Below are 16732 nucleotides of genomic sequence, written 5' to 3' on the forward strand. Positions count from 1 at the left end.
CCTCAATGGATAAACCTGTGACTGTCAGAAAGCCATAAACTGGCAATCGACAGCACTAATAATAAGGCCATGATTCGATTAAACCACCGCTGACGATCCGACGTCGTCAATAATATTTGCAGAGCTTGACCCAAAAACGCCCAGGTACCGACGGATATCACACAGATGAGCAAAGACAAGCTTGCAAAACTTGTCAAAACAAACACCGGATCATCTTGGTTGAGTATAAACAGGCTGACCCCAGACGAGGCAACCAACCATGCTTTCGGATTTAGCCACTGCAGTAAGGCACCGGACCACCAACCTGGCGGGCGTTGCAGATCATCCGCTTGCCATCGTTGTGGTTGAGCAGACGCTATTTTTAATGCGAGGTAAAGTATAAACAGCCCACCAACTATGGCCATACCAAGCTGTAATTGTCGACTGTGTTCCAGTAGCCGACTCAGGCCGAGGCCCGCGGTAAGCACTACAATCAGGTACGCCACGCTAGCCCCCATAACATGAGGTAGGGTACGCAGAAAACCAAACCGAGCCCCAGAATTGGTTGCAACCAGGTTCACCGGACCTGGCGTAATAGCGCCGACCAACGCAAACAAACCCATTGAAATAAGCAACGACATAGTCACCTCTTTAATGCAGAAAACAAGAACGTAACAGTGCAACGGGCACTGGGTATTGAACAAAATTGCGGTATCGAAGACAGTAACGATACACTGCGGCTACGTCGTCGTTGTTACTGAGTTTGAACATGCTCTTCCGTTTTCCACGCAAAACCGTGCCTTTACGGGCGCAATTAAAGTTAGTGATTCAGATTTTTCTGCTGGTCAGCGCGGTAGAACTCATCAATCTGCTCACCGGACGCAGTTTGAACAGCTTTGGCATTATTCCGCGCACGATGAACGGTCTTTACGGCATCGCTACCGCGCCGTTTATTCACGGCAACAGTGTGCACTTTGCCAGTAACCTGTTGCCCTTACTTCTGTTCAGTGCGCTTATGCTCGAACATGGCCGGTTGCGGTTTTGGTTAACAACCGTGGGGGTGATATTGCTGGGCGGGGGCGCGGTATGGCTGTTCGGACGCGCAGCGGTACATATCGGCGCCAGTGGGTTAATCTTTGGGTATTTTGGATTTCTGGTGACGGCGGGCATCATCAGCAGAGAACTGAAATTACTGTTTATTGCTGGGGTGGTTGGGTTCTTTTACAGCGGAATTCTCTGGGGCGTCATTCCATCGCAGAGCTACGTGTCTTTTGAATCCCATTTGTTTGGCTTATTAGCTGGCATTGCTATGGCGATGCTCATCGGCAGTGCTAAACGCTGATACGCGTAGACAAGCGCATCACTGTGCAAAGTCAGACAGCAGCTGCTCGGCCAACGTCTGTGCACTGAGCCAGGCATCTTCCAGACGACTGCCAACGGTCCAATCCCCAGCAAGGCCAACACCATTATCCACATCCCACAACGGGATAACATTGCCCTGTTTTGAACTGCGCGCGTGTAACCAGCGATGCTTAAAGTACTCGTGAATTCGAATCGGTTTGCCAGCCAAACGCTCCAGCAAATGAACCACCTGTTGGTGTAACAAGTCCTCAGACGCATCCAAATGATTGGCAGTCCACTTAGGAGAAAAATGAACAATCCAGCTTTCATAGTGAGAAGGCCGCCCGGGTTTGCAAGAATCTCTGCAGGCCCAGGTGACGATACCGTCATTGGCAAACAGCGCGTCCGCTTTAATACCGGAAGGTTCAGCCAGCGCAAGTCCAAATGCCCAGGTCGGTGTCATAGTCGCTTGCCGTAACGACGCTTCTGCTTTCGCACCAGCGGGTAACAAGGCCAACGATTGCGCTAGTGGAGCGGTCAGGATGACTGCATCAAACAAGCCATAGTGTTCGCCATGCCCATCCCACAGCCGCCATTTTTGCTGCTGTTTTTCCAAACGGTCGATACGGCATTCACTGTAAAATTCTAATCCTTCACTCAACCCGTGGACCATGGCATTCATGGTGGGTACACCAACAAAACGTTGTTGGTTGTCAGGGGAGGGTGTGAAGGTTTCACGATGCAGCATCCAAGGCTCAACCGACCATAACTGCACCCAACCCAGGCTTTGCCAACGATTCACTTCGGCTTGAAATTCAGCGGAACGGGCTGTGAAGTACTGAGTGCCATGATCCACTTGCCAGTCTGCCAGGCGTCGGGTTGACAACCGACCACCCTGACCGCGGCTCTTTTCGAACACAACGACATGATGACCAGCATGATGTAACCGATGCGCGACGCTGATACCGGCCAAACCACCGCCTACAACCGCAAAACTTGCCATAATTTACACCTTTACCTATACGATCTGAGCTACACTGCCAAAACTGCCTACCAGTAAGTAAAGCAGAAATTACGCAGAATTTTGCACTTTAATGCGTAAAAGTTGCCCCTATATTGAAGATCACTCAAGTAGTCTGGAAATACGATGCCTGCCTCACCTTCCGCAAAAATACGCGCTAATGTTCCCATCCCGCTCAGCGAGAAGGCCATTGCCACCCGCTTTGTCAGCTTCTCCGGCTTGAACGATGATAAAGAACATATCGCCATTATCTATGGCAGCCCTGAACAACAAGAAGCCCCTTTGATCAGGATACATTCAGAATGTCTGACCGGAGATGTATTTGGCTCTCAGCGCTGTGACTGTGGTGAGCAACTGCATGAAGCACAGCGAATCATGAGTGCCGAAGGTGGCGTTCTGTTGTATTTACGCCAGGAAGGACGCGGTATCGGTCTGTATAACAAGCTGGATGCTTATGCGCTGCAAGACACCGGTGTCGATACCTACACCGCCAATGAAATGCTTGGCTTTGCCCATGACCAACGTGATTTCACTCCCGCAATCGATATGCTTAAAGCACTGGGTTTAAAACGCATTCGTTTACTGTCCAACAATCCACATAAGGCGGATGATCTGGTGAAGGCCGGTATTGAGGTTACGGAACGCGTGCAAACCGGTGTCTATGTTAATCAATACAATGCAGAGTATTTAAAAGCGAAGGTCGATCAACAGGATCACAGCATCACGTTAAAGCAAAACTGATTCAACAGTTAACAAAAGGATTTAAACCCATGCCGACTATTGTCATTACCGGTGCAGGACGCGGGATCGGTTTGGCCACCTGCAAAGCATTCTTAAGCAGAGGGTATCAGGTTATTGCAACCTATCGCTCTGCAAATGGCTTGGCTTCGTTGCAGTCTCTGCCCCACCAAGCTGGTCAGCTGCAGTGCTTCCCTCTGGAAGTCAGTGACAGTCATGCCATTGAGAATTTTGCCGAAAAATTGCGTGGCCAAACAGTGGATATCCTGCTGAATAACGCTGGGGTATTTGGTGGCGAAGCACAATCCATTAACCATCTGGATTTTAACGAATGGAAACAGACATTGGCCATTAACACCATCGCACCCATTGAGTTAACTCTCGCGTTACTGCCCAATCTTAGGAAAAGCCTTTCCGCTCGAGTCGTAGCTATCTCCAGCCAAATGGCTTCTCTGGAGCGAAACCAACCCGGATATTATGCTTACCGCAGTTCCAAAGCCGCACTCAACAAAGCCATTCAATGTCTGGCACATGATCTTAAAGCTGACAATATAGTGGTTTGTCCGGTTCATCCGGGCTGGGTAAAGACCGATATGGGCGGCACTGACGCGGATATCTCCGTTAACGAATGTGTCGCTGGACTGGTTCCGCTGATTGAACAACTCTCGATGGCGCAAACTGGGCATTTTCTTCAATACAACGGAGAATCTATGAGCTGGTAGACGGTTCCGTCTCGTCATCACCCTGCCGCTTTGGTTCCAACACAATCTGATCGAAAACAAAGGGGCCAAACGGCATCATTGCGCCAATCAAACCAAAAATCATCGCCCACGCTGGAATCACTAAACGAAACGCAGCCAACACCAGGCAGACACAATAGCTGCTGAAAAAAACGACGTGCACCACCAACACTATCTGCATGACCTGAGGCAGGCCAAACCAATACTTCATGGGCAACGCCACAATTAATAACAAAAGATAGGAAAGTCCTTCGACATACCCTATCCGCGCCAATATGCGAATCATAAACAGTACAACCAACTCTGAAGCGCCGATCATAGTCGCCTTTACCCAACAAACTCAATTATTCAAAAAGACCCTAATATCGGCGATGATTGGCTGATTTTAGATCAAATACAGGCATTTTGCGTGCATGTCTTTATTTTGATCCGGCAACCCCCTAAGCTGTGAGTATCCTCTGAATCAGTGGCCGAATAATGCTTGCATAACCTGTGGATGAGTGTGGATAACCTTAAATTTAAAGATAGTAAAGGAGCGCTGACATGCAGTATTTAGAAGAATTTCTGCCCTCTTCGGACGGACATGAGATACCGGTGCGGGTTTGGCGCCCGGCAACTGTGGATAAGATCCTAGTCATTGCCCACGGTATGGCGGAGTACTGTGAACGTTATGCGCCACTGGCAGAATGGTTAACTCAAGCCAACATTGCTGTGGTCGCGCTGAATCATCGTGGGCACGGGATGGATTGTGCCGACAAAGACCTGGGACACTTTGCAGACCATTTTGGCTGGACACTGGTACTTGAAGATTTACAACGCACCGTCGAATTTGCACGCCAAGAAATGCCAGATGTACCAGTCACGCTGTTCGGCCATAGCATGGGGTCCTTCATCTCCCAAGCCTATGTGCAGAAATATCAGAACATCGATCAACTGATTTTGTGCAGTACCAATCGCATTGATCGCGCAAAATTGATGGTTTCCCTGTTGATGCTTAGTTTCATTAAGTTCTTTAAAGGTCCGCGCGGAACCAGCAAGTTGGTCGACTTTCTCAGCTTCGGCATTTTTAATAACAAGTTTAAACCTGTACGCACCGACTCAGATTGGATCAGCCGCGACACTGAACACGTTGACGCTTATGTGGCTGATCCCTACTGCGGTTATTCCTGTACGTTGTTGATGTGGCAAGACTTCATCAATGGCATGTTGTCCATTAACCCAAAGAACTGGCCGACATCCCTGCCCGTGCATTTCATCTCAGGTACGGACGATCCGGTAGGGGAATTCAGTCGAGGCGTTACGAAGTTGGTTAATCAGGCGAAAGCTGCCGGAAAAACTGTCGCCTCATTTAAGTTATACCCGGGCGCCCGGCATGAACTGGTGAACGAAACCAACGCAGAAGAAGTGTGGCAGGACATTCGCGATATTGTCCTGCAAGGGCAATGAAGGTCACTGATTACAAGTCCTTCAAACTCTGCGCGAGTTTATTCTGAGCAACAGACAAAGCAAACACCGCTAGGAGTAACGAATCCTTTTCAATGTGTTTGACGATGAGTTTTGCGAGGAAAACCCGCGCCCTTCATGTGGTCCGATATTCCGAAATTGAGAGCGATCAGACAACTGCGTTGGAATTTCCTAACTTAGTCCGCTAGGTTTTCGAAATTCCTTCTTGTCCAAAACGTCGAACCACTAATATCGCTCTCAGGTCCAGACTCAGGCAATCTGGCCAGATGTGTCTATACTGCGGTGATGCCCTCTACCACTTCAATTGAGTTTGACAATAATATGCCTCCCGCAATTCAGTCTGCGTTACGAATAACACTTGCTTATGCGTTATTTGGAAGCCTGTGGATCCTGTTCTCCGATCGATGGGTAGAGTGGTTGTTTACCGACATCAATACGTTAACCCGGGTACAAACCATTAAAGGGTGGTTGTTTATTCTGGTCACCGCCTCTTTATTGTTCGGCCTGGTTTCTAAAGCCTTTTTGTCCATTGAAAACCTGCACCGAATAGATACGCAAACGCGCCTGCTTCGTCACCCAATGTTCAAACAGTTAATTGATGCACAACTGAAACGCATACCTGAACAACAAACGCTGATGGTTATTCACGTTGATATCGATGATTTCAGTGATGTAAACAGTCGCTTAGGGTTTGATCAAGCCGATACATTACTGATCAGTATTGCCGATACGCTACGCGATAAATATACCGCTAATACGTTGCTGGCCAGGTTAGGTATCGATCAGTTTGGTATCGCACTGCAGACTCTAAACAGCAATGAGAATATCGACGAGGAATTACGTGAGCTGCGATTGGCTTTAGCTGAGGCCGCCGGGTCCGTGACAGACGGTATCAGCTTTACTATCGGCGTGGCGCTGAGCCCAATGGACGGCAAAGACGCCAAAAAACTGCTGTCTTCCAGTTCCAGGGCTTTGCACAAAGCAAAACAGCATTCTCGTGGCAGTGAAGAATTCTATAACGACCGTTTATCGAAACGGGAAAATGACCGACAGCAATTACTTACCGATTTACGGCTCGCCATTGCCGAACACGCTTTGTCCGTTGTGTATCAACCGCAGTACCATTTACCGGATTTACAGATTACTGGTGTCGAAGTACTAATTCGTTGGCAGCATCCTGAGCGGGGGTTTGTTTCACCGGATGTATTTATTCCGTTAGCCGAGGAATATGGGCTATCGGATAAAATTTCAGCCTTTGTGGTGCAGCAAACACTGAAAGAATTATCCGAGAATCGTTTATTGGGTAACGCCATCCCGCGAGTGTCCGTGAATATTTCTGCCATTGAATTTAACAGCGAACCGTTACTGCAGGCATTGACCAACACCCTGCGTCGAACGCCTCATCTGTTGCCGTTCTTACAGTTGGAAATTACTGAAACAGCCGCTCTAACCGATATCAACCATTGCGCCACCATCATGCACCGGCTGAAAGCCATGGGTTTACGTTTTTCCATTGATGATTTTGGTACCGGCTACTCCTCGTTAGCCATGTTAAAAACGCTGCCAATCGACGAAATTAAAATTGACCGTTCATTCGTTCATGACATGCACATCGACCGGAAAGTCGAAACGTTAATCAAAGCAATATTGTCCATGGCCAGTGGTTTTAATGTCTCCGTTGTCGCCGAAGGTATTGAAACTGAGCATCAACTGAACACCTTAACAACCTTGGGCTGTCACGAGGCACAGGGATTTCTTTTGTGTAAACCGTTAACCATACATGAACTGCGAAAGATACCCCCAGGACACAAACATGTTCACGAATCGGGATTGAAGTAAGTGTTGAGATAGTGCATCAGGGTAGTAACGCGCTTCGAGGCTTTTAACTCTTCCGGCGCTATTACGTAAACGTCGGTGGAAAAGAGTGCCGGGCGAGACAGACGGTGAAGTGTTTCAACGGAATCGCCGACGAATGAGGGTAATAAAGCAATACCTAACCCAGCGCGAGCGGCACTGGCAACCCCATCGAAGCTGTTTGCCGTTATGACGGGCGGCGTGTTCATGGTTTCGCGCAACAGCTGTCCAACTCGGGCGCTGGCCAGCGCTCCGGAGTAACCAATCCAGTCAGGCCATTGTTCTAACGCAGATTCTTCCACCTGTTTCGCTATGCTATGTGGCGCATAAAAATAAAAGCTGAGTTCAAACAAGGCATGTCCAAAAAAATGAGCCGGTACTTCAGTCATGGGTCTGATGGCAATATCTGCTTCCAGCTGGGTCATGTTCACTAACTGATTGGAAATCAATAATTCCAGGTTAATGCCTGGATAAAGTTTGGCGAAATTGAAGACTGGTGTTTGTAAAAAAGACGCAAACAGATTCTCCGTGCTGGTCAGCGTCAGTTTGCCTTGCAGATGCGCATCGTAACCTTCCAGGCGTCGTGCCATCCCCGACATCACCTGATCGATCTGTTCAAAGTCCCGCAGCAATGCTTGACCGTGGCGGGATAAACGATAGCCCTGAGGTTCGCGGACAAACACATTCACATGATGCTTCTCTTCAAACTGCTGAATACGACGTAGTACCGTAGAATGATTGACCGACAGCTCGCGCGCTGCCGCCGACAACGAACCTCGTCGAGCAACGCAAATTATGGTTTGTATTTCGCTCCAATCAACATGACGCATGATACTAATCCTTGGGACCTCAATTGCCTGATTGTGCATATTCGCACAGGTTTCCTGCAAATTTGTAGAATTGTGATCTTGGAGAACGCTTCTAAACTGCATGTAACGTCTGCAGTATCGCGTTATATCTAAAAAACACTGGGAGAGAGAAACAATGAGCAAACTGAAACTTACCATACCGATGTGCGTGATTGCATTTACGTTATCCACTGGCACACAGGCTGGGGATTTTGATAGCCAGATTGAGGCGCGCCAATCTTGGATGAATCTGCTGGGATACCATTCCGGTATTTTGGGTAATATGGCTCGCGGTCGAATGGATTACGATGCCGACCTGGCTACAGCCAGTGCTAAAAACATGGCCCTGGCTGCACAGATGAACAACGCCTCGATGTGGCCTATGGGTTCTGATATGTCCGCCAACGACAACACAGTTGCAAAGGCAGAGCTTTGGCAGAATTTTGCCGACGCAGGCCAACATCTCAGTGACCTGGCCAGTGCCACTAAAACGCTGGAAATGAATGCCGGTAACGGCTTGGAAGCCTTACAGGCGTCCATGAAAGCGGTTGGCGAGGCCTGCTCTGGTTGCCATCGACAATTCCGCGCGAAACGCTGACCCGTTGCTTTTCCACGCCAAACTCCGGTTTGGCGTATTCTGGGGCAGATCCACAGATGTGACAAAATCACTTGCAACCGATAGCCATTTGTCTTTTCCTAAGGGGACACTGAGCTATTGAGACCGGCAATGTCACTGGTGATCCGCCCCTTAAACTGCAAAGATGCCGAAGCAATGCGCGCACTGCGCTTATTGGGATTACAAACCGATGCGTATGCTTTCGGCGCCTCTTACGATCACGAAAGTGAACAGCCGCTGAGTTTCTTTCAGGACCGTTGTACACCAACCGACGACAAAGTGTTCTTTGGGGCCTTTTTCAAAAACCAGTTGGTCGGTCTGATGTCATTGGTGCGTGAAACCAATCCGAAGACGCGCCACCACGCCAATATCTATGCCGTATACACCCACCCGAAAAATCGGGGACAGGGTATTGCAAAAAGAATGTTGGCTCAGGTTATTGAAACAGCGCAATCGTGGACAGGGCTCCGGTATCTGCAACTCGGCGTTGCTGCGCGTAATGCGGCCGCGTTAGCGGTTTATCAACAGGCTGGCTTTGTGACCTGGGGCACTATGAAAGCCGCCTTAAGGGTGGACGGTGAGGACTATGATGAACACTTTATGTCATTGGATTTAGCCCGGCTCTGTAACAACGTCACAAACGGGATGTCGGCCGGTGCCCAGGTTAATGTCTGAAGATCATCAATGGCAAGCCAACGATAACAGTCATGGTCGGTTAATCGTAAATCGCCACCCGTGATTGCCACGTTATAGGCCATCAGCTCGATCTTTTTATCTGCGTAGTGATGATGGTTCGTTGCAAAATACCCGAGGATCCGACAGGTAAGGTTCAGTTCTTCTTTTAATTCGCGGATCAGGGATTGTTCCGGCGTTTCACCGGTTTCGATCTTGCCACCAGGAAATTCCCAATAACCGGACAGATGACGACCGGGAGACCGTCGAGCACAAAAGACTAAGCCGTCCCGTTCAATAATGGCAGCCGTGACGGCTATTGATCTATCTGTCACATAATCACCCACTGTAAATAGTTTATTTTCCAATACAGAAACTGCTAAAAATGCGACCCAATAAATCATCGGGACTGAATTCGCCGGTAATCTCATTTAAAGCGTTCTGAGCCGCACGCAAATCTTCAGCAAGCAGTTCACCCGCGGCCGGTCCCAATAATTGCACCAGACCATTGTCCAGCGCTTCAGAGGCCCGATGTAATGCGTCCAGGTGACGCTTGCGCGCTATGAAGCCAGATTCGTGCTGGCCTTCGAAACCCATTAATTGTTTCAGATGCGATCGAAGCTCTTCAATGCCGCTTTTTAGCTGTGCAGATAAACGAATAACCGCTCCGGACTCCATCTGCACCAAGCCCGGCTGTTCATTGGTCTTATCAATTTTATTACGCACGACGGTTATTTTGGCATCCGCCGGTAAACGATGAATAAAGTCTGGCCAGATCTGTTCTGGCTCGATGGCGTCGGTATCGCTGGCGTCAACCATCAACAGGATTCGATCGGCGTTGTTGATTTCTGTCCAGGCACGCTCAACGCCAATGCGCTCCACGGCATCTGGCGCATCGCGCAATCCTGCCGTATCAATAATATGCAACGGCATGCCATCAATATGAATATGCTCTTTCAAAACATCCCGAGTGGTCCCGGCAATATCTGTGACAATTGCGCGCTCCTGACCAGCCAACACATTTAACAAACTGGATTTTCCAGCGTTCGGCCGGCCAGCAATCACCACAGTCATGCCTTCTCGCATCAAACTGCCCTGATTTGCGGTTTTTTCAACCTCAGCCAGTTGTTGCATCACCGAGCGTAAATCCGATTCGACCTTACCGTCAGACAGGAAATCGATTTCTTCCTCCGGGAAATCAATTGCCGCCTCGACGTAAATGCGTAATTGAATTAATTGTTCGACAAGACTATGTACCGCGGCGGAAAAATCACCTTGCAGCGAACGAACAGCGGATCGAGCCGCTTCGCGCGAACTGGCATCGATCAGATCCGCGATGGCCTCTGCCTGAGTTAAATCGATCTTGTCATTTAAAAATGCCCGCTCAGAAAACTCACCCGGTCGCGCCACCCGACAACCTAGTGCCACAACCTGTTCCAGGAGCATTTCCAAAATGACAGGACCCCCGTGCCCCTGCAACTCTAGGACATCTTCGCCCGTGAACGAATTCGGTCCCGGAAAATACAACGCAATGCCTTCATCCACGATCTGGCCATCAACTGCATAAAACGCCCCATAATGGGCGTAACGCGGTTTCGGAGAATGCTTTAGCACCGCTTGAGCAATGCTCTGTGCTTTCGCGCCAGATACCCGAATAATGCCGACACCTCCGCGACCGGGAGGCGTGGCAACCGCAGCAATGGTGTCATGACTGGTGAACATGTTCTTTCCTCTTCAGACTACGCAGCAGTGTAGATGATTTCGGTAATCGTCAGTGACAAAAAAAGGCAGACCGAAGTCTGCCTCTAGGTATTTCCAGAAATTATTCAAGATGCGGTTTTAGCGTCCGCCCGGTCAATAGAACGGTTGACGAGGTATTGCTGGGTAATGGTAGTTACGTTATTCACGAACCAGTACAACGTCAGACCCGCTGGGAACCAAAGGAACATAAAAGTAAACATGACCGGCATAAACTGCATGATTTTCGCCTGCATCGGATCCATCGTCGGTTGCTGTTGCATGCGCATCTGGAAGAACATTGACGCACCCATTAACAACGGTAATACGAAGTAAGGATCTTTAATCGACAGGTCAACAATCCAGAACATAAAGGGTGACTGACGCAGCTCGACCGATTCCATTAATACCCAATACAGGGCAATAAAAATGGGCATTTGCAGTAACATCGGTAAACAACCACCAAGCGGATTCAGCTTCTCTTTCTGATAAAGCTTCATCATTTCCTGGCTCATTTTCTGACGGTCATCACCAAACTGATCGCGAAGTTCCTGGATTTTAGGCGCAAACTTACGCATTTTAGCCATAGACTTATACGAAGAAGCTGTTAACGGGAATAATAGGGTTTTAATCAACAGGGTCAGTAACACAATAGACCAGCCCCAATTACCCACCATGCCTTGAATTAATTGCAACAACCAAAAAATCGGTTCTGCGACCCAAAACAACCATCCATAGTCGACTGTTTTTTCCAGATTCGCTGCAATCTCCGCCAGTGCATCCTGATCTTTCGGACCCACATAGAGTTGAGCGCCAGCAGAAATAGATTCACCCGGTCCAACGACTAGCGTCGGTGCGGTAAAACCCGCGTAATAGTCACCATTAGAGCCCTTCTGGCCATAAAACTTGTTGGTATCGTTGCTCGCTGGAACCCAAGCTGAGAGGAAATAGTGCTGTAAAATAGCAACCCAACCACCTACGCTGGTTTTACTGAATTTCTCATCATCCAAATCTTTGAACTTAACTTTTTCGTACCTAGAATCAGTGGTTGAAAAGGTGGCGCCTAAATAGGAGCTCATGCCAATACCGCCGGTACTGCTTGGGTCAGGTGACTTATCCCGACGCAATTGGGCAAAGACATTGGTACGCAGGGTATCGGTACCCTGATTTTGAAGATCAAATCGAACGTCAATTAAGTATGAGTCCGGGCTGAAGGTAAACACCTTCTTGACCAGCAAGCCGCTATCGGCCATGTGAGTTAACACAACTTCTAATGGTTGGCCGTCATTCATCTGATACTTAGACTGTGTTGCGGTGTATTGCGCACGACCTTGAGTATCGATACCGTTTTCGCCCACCAAGCCACTCTGTGCTAAGTATGTCAGTTTATCGTTTTCGAGAATCTTAAATGGAATATTCGGAGTATTGATACTCAACGGATATTGCGGCAATGAGGCGTAAATAATATCGCCACCGCGTAAATCAATAACGACATCCAGCGTATTGGTCATGACCTGCACTTTGTCGGTGGCTGAAGTGGGTGCCGCCGTTGCGGGAATATCCGAGCTCTCGGCCGCATTAACAACCGGTATTTCTGAAGCATCGGCAGCGGTGATTTCACCGGCAATCACGGATGCAGCAGCCGTCTCCGGTCCCGATGTGGAATAATCTTTCGACCATTGCAGAATCATTAGGTATGAAACAATTGCCAAAGCAGCAATTAACGATATACGACGTACGTCCATAAGTTGGTTCCAGTGTTGGATGACCACTCAATCGGTGTCAGAGCGGCGATTTATACAGAAAAAAAGCGCCGAAATGGTACCTGTCAGACAGCATTTTTGCCAGTTGATTTACCGCACTAACCGTGAATTTAACTTAATAAATCAATGTATTAAGACCGACTGGCTCTTTTCTTCAGTTTTTCGAATAGCTTCTGCAGCAATTTATGCAGTTGTTCGTCGGATAATTGATCCAGACCCTTACGACCCATCAGGATAATATCCAGATCTGGTAGCTGATGTTGGTTTAGTCGCAGATATTCACGGCAAAAGCGTTTGATACGATTTCGCTGAACGGCACGTTTGATATTCTTGCGAGCAAGAATGAAACCGATTCGGGGTAAACCCAATGAATTGCGACGAGCGAGCAAAGTGCATTGCTCAGAAGGGGCTTTAACTTCGACTTGATCAAAAACCGTTCGGAAATCCGATGCGTTCAACAAACGCAGATTTCGACGGAAGCCAAACGGTTTTTGGTTCAATGGTTCTGGCTTCAGTGATTAAGCGCTCAGAACAGCACGACCACGTGCGCGACGGCGAGCGAGTAACTTGCGACCGTTTTTAGTTGCCATGCGAGCACGGAAACCGTGGCTGCGCTTACGCTTCAGATTACTTGGTTGGAATGTACGTTTCATGTTAACGATCTCTGTTGGGTTGTCGGGACCAACCTCGACAACAAGGGTTTTTTGTCACCAGATCATTATTCGATCTGATCACCTTTAAATTTGGACGGCGGATTCTAAAGAGTTTGTTGCATCAAATCAATGCTGTTTTTTTAAACAACTGAATTTAACCACCGAGTCCATTTCTTCCATTTTTATCTTGGATGGCAAATAAGAATATTAAAGAAATGTTTATATATTTTTTTTCTTATTCTTTGTTATTACTTATTAAGGTCTATGATATCTGTGAGTAAATAAAAAAATAGCAATAGAATCAATGGGTTACGTTAGTAATAACTACTGAGAAACCAGCGCGTAACCGCTGTAAATGTGAGCGGATATGTGTGCATAACCAGATGAGTTATACACAAAAGGTCGTACACAATTTCGTAAACAGAGTTATGAACAGCCTTATGAGTGTTGTTATTCACAGGTTAAATCGAAGAGTTTGTTGGCACTTTTTTAGCGGTATGAGCATGAGTTGTGTTTTTTTCAGTGAATGATATAGATGCTTCATTACACTTTTCTTGCCGCGTTGGGTTGCCTGTCTTGGTTATTAGAATGAGTCCTTGGTTTGCGTGTTTTAACAGCGGCAGTTAAATGTGCAGCCAATTGAAATGAGGGTAGCGGCTATCTGATGGGTCAGTTAAAATAACCGGCCGTTTCAATCACCCGGAGTCCATGTGCAGGACGCGTTGTGGCATCAGTGTTTAGAGCAGTTACGCACCGAATTGCCTTCACATCAATTTAATACTTGGCTTAAACCGCTTGGCATTGTTAGTCATCCGGATGAAGTCGTGCTGTCCGCACCTAATCGATTCATTGCCAACTGGGTTAGAGATAAGTATTTGAGTCGTATTTCGGCTATCGCAGAATCGTATGGGTTTAACGGAAATGTCAGTATTGAAGTTAAGACCAAGAGTTCGACACGTTCTTTTGTCTCCTCTGGTGCTACCGCCCCCGTTTCCGTGCATGTTGAAACCTCAGCTGGAGTAGATCGACCTTCAAGAGTGGATAAACCGGCCAATATTGACGAGTCAATTGCGGAGCCCGCTATTATAAGCAATACCGACGTCGTGGAAGTAAAAACCACGGGTGCTAAGCGTGGGCGTACGAAAGTACAAAGTTATTTGAATAAATCCTTTACCTTTAAGTCGTTCGTTGAAGGTAAATCCAACCAATTGGCGTTAGCAGCCAGTCAACAGGTTGCGGAAAATGCCGGTGGTGCCTACAACCCACTGTTTATATACGGTGGTGTGGGTTTAGGTAAAACGCACTTGATGCAAGCAATCGGTAATGAAATTATCGAACAGAATCCCGCCGCCAAAGTGGTTTATCTGCATTCAGAGCGATTTGTAGCAGACATGGTTAAAGCGTTACAGTTGAATGCTATGGCTGAATTCAAGCGTTTTTATCGGTCACTGGATGCGCTGTTGATTGACGACATTCAGTTTTTTGCCAAGAAAGATCGCTCTCAAGAAGAATTCTTTCATACCTTTAATGCGTTACTTGAAGGTAACCAGCAGGTGATTTTGACCTGTGACCGGTTTCCGAAAGAGATTGACGGTTTAGAAGATCGGCTGAAGTCTCGTTTTGGCTGGGGCCTGACGGTTGCTGTCGAACCACCTGATCTGGAAACCCGGGTCGCTATTTTGATGAAGAAAGCAGAAAATGCGAAGGTGAAATTGCCCGCTGACGCTGCTTTCTTTATCGCTCAGCGCATTCGTTCAAACGTGCGTGAATTGGAAGGTGCGCTAAAAAGAGTTATCGCCAATGCGCAATTTACCGGTTCGGCTATTGACACCCCCTTTGTAAAAGAGTCCCTGAAAGATTTACTCGCATTACAGGACAAACAGGTTAGCATTGAGAATATTCAGCGGACGGTTGCTGAGTATTTCAAAATCAAAATATCCGATTTACACAGTAAACGCCGCAGTCGCAGTATTGCACGACCACGACAGGTCGCTATGGCACTGGCCAAGGAGTTGACGCAACACAGTTTGCCGGAAATCGGCGATGCCTTTGGAGGTCGTGATCACACCACTGTGCTGCATGCTTGTCGGAAAGTAAAAGAATTGCGTGAAACCAATCAGGATATACGCGAAGATTACAGTAACTTACTCAGAACATTGACCACCTGACGACCGGATGGAAAAGGCCTCATGATTCAATTCTCTCTAGCACGTGAACAGCTGCTAAAACCCTTACAACTTGTCAGCGGCGTAGTGGAAAAGCGCCAGACATTACCTGTGCTTTCCAATGTGTTGTTGGAAGTGGAAGGGTCTCAGCTGGCGCTGACCGGTACCGATTTGGAAGTTGAATTGGTTGGTCGCGTTGTTTTATCTGAACCAGCGACAGCAGGTTCTATCACAGTACCCGCAAAGAAGTTCCTAGATATTGTTCGATCATTGCCGGATGATGCCATTATCAGCGTGCAGCAAATCGAAGAACGGGTTCAGGTCTCTAGTGGTCGCAGTAAATTCACGTTGTCATCATTGCCGGCAACTGAGTTCCCGAATGTTGAACAAGACGACAGTTCAGATCAGTACGCTTTGCCACAGAAGCTGTTGTCTCAGCTTATTGAAGCAACTGCCTTTGCTATGGCGCAGCAAGATGTTCGCTACTATTTAAATGGCATGTCATTGGAAATGAACCAATCCATGGTGCGGACAGTGGCAACGGATGGTCATCGTTTGGCCATGAGTTCGCGTCATGTCGACGGTTTAAATGTTTCTGAGCGCCGACAGGTGATTGTGCCACGCAAAGGTATACTTGAATTGAATCGGTTGTTGGCGGACGACGATCAACCCGTACAAGTCTATATAGGTGCTTCTCATTTACGCGCGACTACAGTCGAGTTTACCTTCACTACTAAGCTGGTTGATGGCAAGTTCCCGGACTACGAACGCGTCATACCGCGCGGTGGTGATAAAGAAGTGGTGGGAGATAGACAGGTACTGAAATCCATTTTTTCCCGTGCGGCTATTCTCGCTAACGAAAAATACCGCGGTGTGCGCATGACGTTGACGTCAGGGTCATTGGTGGTGAAAGCCAATAACCCAGAGCAGGAAGAAGCCGAAGTGGCTGTAGAAGTGGATTACGACGGTCCAGATCTGGAAGTTGGCTTTAACGTCAGCTATCTGTTGGACGTGATGAATGTGATCAGTGGTGAGCAGGTTCGGTTTGTCCTGGCTGATGCGAATTCCAGTGCGTTGTTAACGGACTTTGATGATGACGCTTCCGCTTATGTTGTTATGCCGATGCGTTTGTAGTTTAGAG

The 16732-nt window shown here is 47.8% G+C and carries 18 protein-coding genes; 9 read left to right on the forward strand and 9 right to left on the reverse strand.

Annotated features, from left to right (window positions below):
- Window positions 1-2: 2 nt before the first annotated feature.
- Entirely contained in the window at window positions 3-620 is a 618-nt protein-coding gene (locus IYN85_RS10650; RefSeq protein WP_196158879.1) for a LysE family translocator, read from the reverse strand.
- A gap of 128 nt (window positions 621-748) precedes the next feature.
- Between IYN85_RS10650 and IYN85_RS10655 the strand changes: the two genes are divergently transcribed.
- Window positions 749-1321, forward strand: a complete 573-nt coding sequence (locus IYN85_RS10655; RefSeq protein WP_196158880.1) for a rhomboid family intramembrane serine protease — start codon at window positions 749-751, stop codon at window positions 1319-1321.
- An 18-nt stretch (window positions 1322-1339) separates the two neighbouring features.
- Here IYN85_RS10655 and IYN85_RS10660 read toward each other — a convergent pair whose 3' ends face one another.
- Window positions 1340-2323: an NAD(P)/FAD-dependent oxidoreductase gene (locus IYN85_RS10660; protein ID WP_196158881.1), complete on the reverse strand. Its 984-nt coding sequence runs from the start codon at window positions 2321-2323 to the stop codon at window positions 1340-1342.
- Window positions 2324-2467: 144 nt separating this feature from the next.
- Between IYN85_RS10660 and ribA the strand changes: the two genes are divergently transcribed.
- On the forward strand, window positions 2468-3082 hold the full coding sequence (ribA, locus tag IYN85_RS10665) for a GTP cyclohydrolase II (RefSeq protein ID WP_196158882.1): 615 nt from the start codon (window positions 2468-2470) through the stop codon (window positions 3080-3082).
- 29 nt (window positions 3083-3111) lie between these two features.
- Window positions 3112-3801, forward strand: a complete 690-nt coding sequence (locus IYN85_RS10670) for an SDR family oxidoreductase (protein WP_196158883.1) — start codon at window positions 3112-3114, stop codon at window positions 3799-3801.
- Here IYN85_RS10670 and IYN85_RS10675 read toward each other — a convergent pair.
- Entirely contained in the window at window positions 3788-4138 is a 351-nt protein-coding gene (locus IYN85_RS10675; protein WP_196158884.1) for a DUF3817 domain-containing protein, read from the reverse strand. The genes IYN85_RS10670 and IYN85_RS10675 overlap by 14 nt on opposite strands.
- A gap of 224 nt (window positions 4139-4362) precedes the next feature.
- Between IYN85_RS10675 and IYN85_RS10680 the strand changes: the two genes are divergently transcribed.
- Both IYN85_RS10680 and IYN85_RS10685 read left to right on the forward strand, forming a co-directional pair.
- Window positions 4363-5265, forward strand: a complete 903-nt coding sequence (locus IYN85_RS10680; RefSeq protein WP_196158885.1) for an alpha/beta fold hydrolase — start codon at window positions 4363-4365, stop codon at window positions 5263-5265.
- A 339-nt stretch (window positions 5266-5604) separates the two neighbouring features.
- Window positions 5605-7122: a bifunctional diguanylate cyclase/phosphodiesterase gene (locus IYN85_RS10685; protein WP_196158886.1), complete on the forward strand. Its 1518-nt coding sequence runs from the start codon at window positions 5605-5607 to the stop codon at window positions 7120-7122.
- Here the strand turns inward: IYN85_RS10685 and IYN85_RS10690 are convergent.
- On the reverse strand, window positions 7101-7967 hold the full coding sequence (locus IYN85_RS10690) for a LysR family transcriptional regulator (protein ID WP_196158887.1): 867 nt from the start codon (window positions 7965-7967) through the stop codon (window positions 7101-7103). The genes IYN85_RS10685 and IYN85_RS10690 overlap by 22 nt on opposite strands.
- Before the next feature lie 154 nt (window positions 7968-8121).
- Between IYN85_RS10690 and IYN85_RS10695 the strand changes: the two genes are divergently transcribed.
- Both IYN85_RS10695 and IYN85_RS10700 read left to right on the forward strand, forming a co-directional pair.
- Window positions 8122-8583: a cytochrome c gene (locus IYN85_RS10695; protein ID WP_196158888.1), complete on the forward strand. Its 462-nt coding sequence runs from the start codon at window positions 8122-8124 to the stop codon at window positions 8581-8583.
- Window positions 8584-8712: 129 nt separating this feature from the next.
- Window positions 8713-9276 (forward strand): GNAT family N-acetyltransferase, encoded by a 564-nt coding sequence (locus tag IYN85_RS10700; protein ID WP_196158889.1) that lies wholly within the window; start codon window positions 8713-8715, stop codon window positions 9274-9276.
- On the opposite strand, the gene IYN85_RS10705 is transcribed toward IYN85_RS10700, so the two are convergent.
- From IYN85_RS10705 to rpmH, 5 genes are all read right to left on the reverse strand, one after another.
- Window positions 9186-9608, reverse strand: a complete 423-nt coding sequence (locus IYN85_RS10705; RefSeq protein WP_196158890.1) for a (deoxy)nucleoside triphosphate pyrophosphohydrolase — start codon at window positions 9606-9608, stop codon at window positions 9186-9188. The genes IYN85_RS10700 and IYN85_RS10705 overlap by 91 nt on opposite strands.
- 22 nt (window positions 9609-9630) lie before the next feature.
- Entirely contained in the window at window positions 9631-10995 is a 1365-nt protein-coding gene (gene mnmE, locus IYN85_RS10710; RefSeq protein ID WP_196158891.1) for a tRNA uridine-5-carboxymethylaminomethyl(34) synthesis GTPase MnmE, read from the reverse strand.
- A gap of 104 nt (window positions 10996-11099) precedes the next feature.
- Window positions 11100-12755: a membrane protein insertase YidC gene (yidC, locus tag IYN85_RS10715; RefSeq protein WP_196158892.1), complete on the reverse strand. Its 1656-nt coding sequence runs from the start codon at window positions 12753-12755 to the stop codon at window positions 11100-11102.
- A 149-nt stretch (window positions 12756-12904) separates the two neighbouring features.
- A complete protein-coding gene (gene rnpA / locus IYN85_RS10720; RefSeq protein ID WP_196158893.1) occupies window positions 12905-13273 on the reverse strand; it encodes a ribonuclease P protein component in 369 nt (122 codons plus the stop codon).
- Window positions 13274-13291: 18 nt separating this feature from the next.
- Window positions 13292-13426, reverse strand: a complete 135-nt coding sequence (gene rpmH / locus IYN85_RS10725) for a 50S ribosomal protein L34 (RefSeq protein ID WP_196158894.1) — start codon at window positions 13424-13426, stop codon at window positions 13292-13294.
- A gap of 710 nt (window positions 13427-14136) precedes the next feature.
- On the opposite strand from rpmH, the gene dnaA reads away from it, so the two are divergent.
- Window positions 14137-15594: a chromosomal replication initiator protein DnaA gene (gene dnaA / locus IYN85_RS10730; protein WP_196158895.1), complete on the forward strand. Its 1458-nt coding sequence runs from the start codon at window positions 14137-14139 to the stop codon at window positions 15592-15594.
- A gap of 24 nt (window positions 15595-15618) precedes the next feature.
- On the forward strand, window positions 15619-16725 hold the full coding sequence (gene dnaN, locus IYN85_RS10735; RefSeq protein ID WP_196159194.1) for a DNA polymerase III subunit beta: 1107 nt from the start codon (window positions 15619-15621) through the stop codon (window positions 16723-16725).
- Window positions 16726-16732 lie beyond the last annotated feature (7 nt).

This window comes from Reinekea sp. G2M2-21 (assembly GCF_015687175.1).
Classification (GTDB): domain Bacteria; phylum Pseudomonadota; class Gammaproteobacteria; order Pseudomonadales; family Natronospirillaceae; genus Reinekea.

Coding starts and splice junctions, on each gene's coding strand:
- IYN85_RS10650 (WP_196158879.1), bottom strand. CDS start 620: ATGTCGTTGCTTATTTCAATGGGTTTGTTTGCGTTGGTCGGCGCTATT.
- IYN85_RS10655 (WP_196158880.1), top strand. CDS start 749: ATGCTCTTCCGTTTTCCACGCAAAACCGTGCCTTTACGGGCGCAATTA.
- IYN85_RS10660 (WP_196158881.1), bottom strand. CDS start 2,323: ATGGCAAGTTTTGCGGTTGTAGGCGGTGGTTTGGCCGGTATCAGCGTC.
- ribA (WP_196158882.1), top strand. CDS start 2,468: ATGCCTGCCTCACCTTCCGCAAAAATACGCGCTAATGTTCCCATCCCG.
- IYN85_RS10670 (WP_196158883.1), top strand. CDS start 3,112: ATGCCGACTATTGTCATTACCGGTGCAGGACGCGGGATCGGTTTGGCC.
- IYN85_RS10675 (WP_196158884.1), bottom strand. CDS start 4,138: ATGATCGGCGCTTCAGAGTTGGTTGTACTGTTTATGATTCGCATATTG.
- IYN85_RS10680 (WP_196158885.1), top strand. CDS start 4,363: ATGCAGTATTTAGAAGAATTTCTGCCCTCTTCGGACGGACATGAGATA.
- IYN85_RS10685 (WP_196158886.1), top strand. CDS start 5,605: ATGCCTCCCGCAATTCAGTCTGCGTTACGAATAACACTTGCTTATGCG.
- IYN85_RS10690 (WP_196158887.1), bottom strand. CDS start 7,967: ATGCGTCATGTTGATTGGAGCGAAATACAAACCATAATTTGCGTTGCT.
- IYN85_RS10695 (WP_196158888.1), top strand. CDS start 8,122: ATGAGCAAACTGAAACTTACCATACCGATGTGCGTGATTGCATTTACG.
- IYN85_RS10700 (WP_196158889.1), top strand. CDS start 8,713: ATGTCACTGGTGATCCGCCCCTTAAACTGCAAAGATGCCGAAGCAATG.
- mnmE (WP_196158891.1), bottom strand. CDS start 10,995: ATGTTCACCAGTCATGACACCATTGCTGCGGTTGCCACGCCTCCCGGT.
- yidC (WP_196158892.1), bottom strand. CDS start 12,755: ATGGACGTACGTCGTATATCGTTAATTGCTGCTTTGGCAATTGTTTCA.
- rpmH (WP_196158894.1), bottom strand. CDS start 13,426: ATGAAACGTACATTCCAACCAAGTAATCTGAAGCGTAAGCGCAGCCAC.